The organism is Roseateles sp. P5_B10, from assembly GCF_056400485.1.
This window is the reverse complement of record NZ_JBFULE010000447.1, coordinates 1-4324: the sequence shown is the minus strand read 5'-3', so window position 1 is coordinate 4324 and position 4324 is coordinate 1. Positions and strand designations below refer to the sequence as shown.

At 70.7% G+C, this 4324-nt stretch carries 3 protein-coding genes and 1 tRNA gene; 1 reads left to right on the top strand and 3 read right to left on the bottom strand.

Going from position 1 to position 4324, the window contains the following annotated elements:
• Positions 1-110 precede the first annotated feature (110 nt).
• A tRNA-Gly gene (locus tag AC1DU6_RS21580) sits at positions 111-184 on the top strand.
• 189 nt (positions 185-373) lie between these two features.
• Here AC1DU6_RS21580 and AC1DU6_RS21575 read toward each other — a convergent pair.
• The 3 genes from AC1DU6_RS21575 to AC1DU6_RS21565 form a co-directional block, all read right to left on the bottom strand.
• Positions 374-1312, bottom strand: a complete 939-nt coding sequence (locus AC1DU6_RS21575; protein WP_457324618.1) for a diguanylate cyclase — start codon at positions 1310-1312, stop codon at positions 374-376.
• Positions 1309-3921 (bottom strand): response regulator, encoded by a 2613-nt coding sequence (locus AC1DU6_RS21570; protein ID WP_477859493.1) that lies wholly within the window; start codon positions 3919-3921, stop codon positions 1309-1311. Before AC1DU6_RS21570 ends, AC1DU6_RS21575 begins: the two co-directional genes overlap by 4 nt.
• A gap of 121 nt (positions 3922-4042) precedes the next feature.
• Positions 4043-4324: 5'-nucleotidase C-terminal domain-containing protein (locus AC1DU6_RS21565; protein ID WP_477859491.1), on the bottom strand; the 282-nt coding region annotated here is incomplete at its 5' end.

Here is a 4324-nt window from a genome sequence, read left to right as displayed (position 1 = left end):
GAATCGGTCCAGCCGATTCCGAGCATTCCCATCGCCTCATGGCGTGCTGCTCAACATGACCTCGACCTTCCTGGTCTGAGCCTCTGGGTCACGTAAACTCGCGGCCCATTGCGGGTGTAGTTCAATGGTAGAACTTCAGCTTCCCAAGCTGACTACGTGGGTTCGATTCCCATCACCCGCTCCAAATGCCAACGGCCCCACTCGGGGCCGTTCGCATTTGGACAGGGCCTTGGGATGAGAACCCACCCGGGTTCGCTCAAGGACAGCCGGTGGCTGTCCTTGGACGGCGCCGTGCGCCGGGCCGAGTACCAGCGAGGCCGATGGATCGGTCCGACCGATCCATCGCATTCCGAGCATTCCCTTCGCGCCGCCGTCAGCCCTCTACCCAGCTGACGCGCCCCCTCCCCGCCGCCTTCGCCAAATACAGCGCCTTGTCCGCCGCCTCGACGAGCCCCTGGGCCTGCGAACCCGCCGACACCCCCAGACTGATCGTCACGCAGCCTTCCACCCCCGGATGCGGCAAGGACAAGGCCCTCACCGTGTCCTCCATCAACTGCGCCACCCCGATCGCTCCTGCCAGATCGGTGTCCGGCAGCAGGCAGACGAACTCCTCTCCGCCGTAGCGCGCCAGCAGATCGGTCGGCCGCCGCAGGCAAGCTCGCAATGCCGCCGCCACGCGCCGCAGGCAGTCGTCCCCCGCCAAATGCCCCAGCGCATCGTTGTAGCGCTTGAAGTGGTCGACATCGGCCAGCACGATGGCCAGCGGCGAGCGCGAGCGCTGCGCACGCCGGGCCTCGGCGATGAAGCGCTCGTCGAAATGCCGGCGGTTGTGCACGCCGGTCAGCCCGTCGATGAAGGCGAGCTCGCGCAGCAGGTCGGACTGCGCTTTCAAGGTCAGCTGGGTCCGCACCCGCGCCCGCACGACGGTGGGGTTGAAGGGTTTGGTGATGAAGTCAGCCGCGCCGGCGTCCAGCGCGCGGGTCTCGTCCTCGGGCTGGTCCTGCGCGGTCACGAAGATGACGGCGATGGAGCGCAGCAGCGGGTCGGCCTTCAGTTCGGCGCAGAGCTGGTGGCCGTCCATGCCGGGCATCTGCACGTCCAGCAGCACGAGGTCGGGCTGGCGGTCGCGGCACAACTGCAGGGCGCGGCTGCCGTCGGTGGCCATCAGCACCTGGCAATCGCTCGCGAAGACGCGGTGCAGGGCCTGGATGTTGACCGGCTGGTCGTCGACGATGAGCAGGCGCGGGCGGCGGCCGGCCGGCGCGTGGCCGGGCGTCAGCGGTGCGCGGTCAGGCAGGGAGAGCTGCATCATGGTCGGGCTTCCAGCGTCGTGCGCAGGCGGTGGCACAGCGTCAGCGCAGTGCCGAAGTCGAGGGCTTCCATGGCCGAATCGAGGGCAATCACGGTGCCTTCGTCAACCTCGTGCCGCAGCCGCTCGCGCAGGCCCTGGTAGAAGTCGAGCGCAGCGAGGTCGGCGCCGTCGAGCAGTTCGGCGAGGGCATCCACGTGCTGGGCGAGGCTGCCGGGCGCTGCGGGCCGCTGCTGTTCGGCGAGATCGTCGTGCAGGGCCTGGCGGGCGTGCAGGTCGGCGGCGAGCCGGTCCAGCGCGGCGAGGTCGGCCTGGCGGCGCTCGAGAAAACGGCGGCGCCAGTCTTCGTCGGGCGCGCCGGCATGTTCACCTTCGGCGGCCAGGGCCGCCAGTTCCCCCGCGCCGAGCATGGCGGCCAGCCCGCGGTAGCCATGCAGGCCGCGCGTGGCGGTACGGCCACCCTCGGCCAGGGCCCGGGCGAGCTTGCGATCCTGTTCGTGCAGGGCGGCCAGCGTGCGTTCGAACAGCTCAATGCGGCCGGACATGCGCGCCAGCGCCTCGGCCAGAGCGATGCCGGCACGGCCCGCGTCGGCCAGCAGGGTGGGGGGCAGTTCGGCGGTCACTGTCCTGGGCGCCGTGGGCGCAGCGCCGCAGCGCCGGCTGATCACGGCGACCAGCACGTCGGGGTCGAAGGGCTTGCCGATGTGCTCGTCCATGCCCGCCTCCAGGCAGGCATGGCGTTCGGCGTCCAGCGCGCCCGCCGTCATCGCGATGATGGGCAGGGTCAGGCCCAACTGGCGGCGGATCAGCCGCGTCGCCGTCGTGCCGTCCATCACGGGCATCTGCACGTCCATCAACACGGCGTCAAAGCCGCGCCGGCCACGGGACTGGGCAAGCAGGGTCAGGGCCTGCTGGCCGTCGCCGGCCAGGCTGACCTGGGCGCCTTCCAGTTCAAGCAATTCGCGAGTGACCTGCTGGTTGCCGGGGTTGTCCTCGACGACGAGCAGGTGCAACCCGGCCAGCCGCTGCGGTGCTGGTTCGGGCGGCTCGCCGTCACTGCAGCGTGCCTGGATGGCCGCGCTGACGGCCTGGTTCAGCAGGGTCGCGGTGATGGGCTTGACGAGGAAGCCGTCGAGCAGGGCCTGCTCGGCCGCGCTGCGCTGGGCCAGGCGCTCGCGGTCGTAGCTGGTGACCATCAGGATCAGCGGCTCGGGGCCGAGGCGCTGGCGCAGGTGCACGGCGGTCTGCCAGCCATCCATGCCGGGCATGACCCAGTCGAGCAGCACGACCTCCGGCGTGCCGCTGGTGATCAGCTCCAACGCCTCGGCGCCGCTGGCCGCCAGGCGCGCCGTCCAGCCCAGGGATTGGGCCAACGTGCCGATGACCCGGCGCGCCTCGGCATGGTCGTCGATGACGAGGGCCTGCAGGGCCTGGCGCGGCACCGGGGCGGCCTCCTCGGCGGGCAAGGGGAAGCTCAGCGTGAAGCTGAAGCGGCTGCCCTGGCCGGGCGTGCTTTCGACGTGGATGTCGCCGCCCATCAGGCGCACCAGGCGGCGGCTGATGGCCAGGCCCAGGCCGGTGCCGCCGAAGCGCCGCGCCGTCGACGCCTCGGCCTGGGCAAAGCCCGAGAAGATGCGCTGCTGCTGCTCGGGCGCGATGCCGATCCCGGTGTCGCGCACCGAGAAGGCGAGCACGACGCTGCTGGCGTTCTGCGACACGAGCGAAATGCCGAGCACGACCTCGCCGGCCTGCGTGAACTTGATGGCGTTGCCCGCCAGGTTGATGAGCACCTGCTGCAGGCGCAGTGCATCGGCGACCACGACCGGGGGCAGGGCGGGGTCGAGGTCGAACAGCAGCTCGAGCTCGCGCTTGTCGACGTTGGCGGCCAGGATGACGGAGAGGTCGCGCAGCAGCTCGTCCAGGCGTGTCGGGTGCGGGTCCAGGCCGAGGTGGCCGGCTTCGATCTTGGAGAAGTCGAGGATGTCGTTGAGCAGGCCGAGCAGGCCACGCGCGGCGCCTTCGCTCTTGACGGCGTAGTCGCGCTGGCGGGCGTCCAGCGGCGTCTTCTGCAGCAGGCGCAGCATGCCCAGCACGGCATTCATCGGCGTGCGGATCTCGTGGCTCATATTGGCCAGGAAGCGCGTCTTGGCTTGCGACGCGCGTTCGGCGGCGAGACGGGCCTGGGCCTGAGGCGTCAGGTCGAGGACTGTCAGCACGAGGCCACCATCGGGAAGGGGCGCCGTGCGCGCCTCAATGAGGCGCTCGCCGGTGCGGTAGGTCTCGAGGCGGTTGGCGCGCTGGTCGCGGCCCAGGGCCAGGGCCGCGTCGACCGCGGCGCGGGCCTGTTCGCCTTCGCCATAGTCGCCGCGCGCGGCGAAGAAGAGGATCAGGTCGTCGAAGCGCAGCGGCGGTTCTTCGAAGAGGGAGGCCGGCACGTTGAGCAGGCGCTCGAACTCGGCGTTGTGCACCAACAGACGCCGTTCGGCGTCGAAGACGGCCAGGCCGCAGGGCAGGTGTGCAATGACCTCGCGGATCAGCGGGCTGGGCGTGCCGGGGGAGGGGCCCGCGGCCGCAGGCCCGGCCTGAGGCTGGGCGTCACCGCCGGCTTGCATGTCCCACGCCATCACGCCCCCGAGCCGCTGCTGCCCGGCCAGCAATGCCGGGCGCTTCGAGTCTAGGGCGACCCCGTCAAGGCGCCGGGGTGGGGTCGCTACAAGAAGTTACAGGTTTGCCCTAGTCGCGCACGATGCGGCCAGGCGCCGCCTGGGAAAGCGCCTGCGGGTTGTCGCGCAACAGCTCGACGAGGGCGTCGATGTCGGTGCCGAGCACGGCGCGGTCGCGCCCATGCTTGAAACCCGCCTGGGCGTCGCCGCCTTCAGAGAGGAAGTTGTTGATGACGACGCGGTAGTTGCGCGCCGGATTCACCGGTTCGCCGTTGATGCGCGGGTCGACGAGTTGGGCGACGCCATCGGCCGCCGCGCGCCAGTGGTAGCGCAGCGTCGACGAGGGCTGCAG

Excerpts from the sequence above, each read along its gene's own strand:
- AC1DU6_RS21575 (WP_457324618.1), bottom strand. The coding sequence starts at position 1,312 with ATGATGCAGCTCTCCCTGCCTGACCGCGCACCGCTGACGCCCGGCCAC.
- AC1DU6_RS21570 (WP_477859493.1), bottom strand. The coding sequence starts at position 3,921 with ATGCAAGCCGGCGGTGACGCCCAGCCTCAGGCCGGGCCTGCGGCCGCG.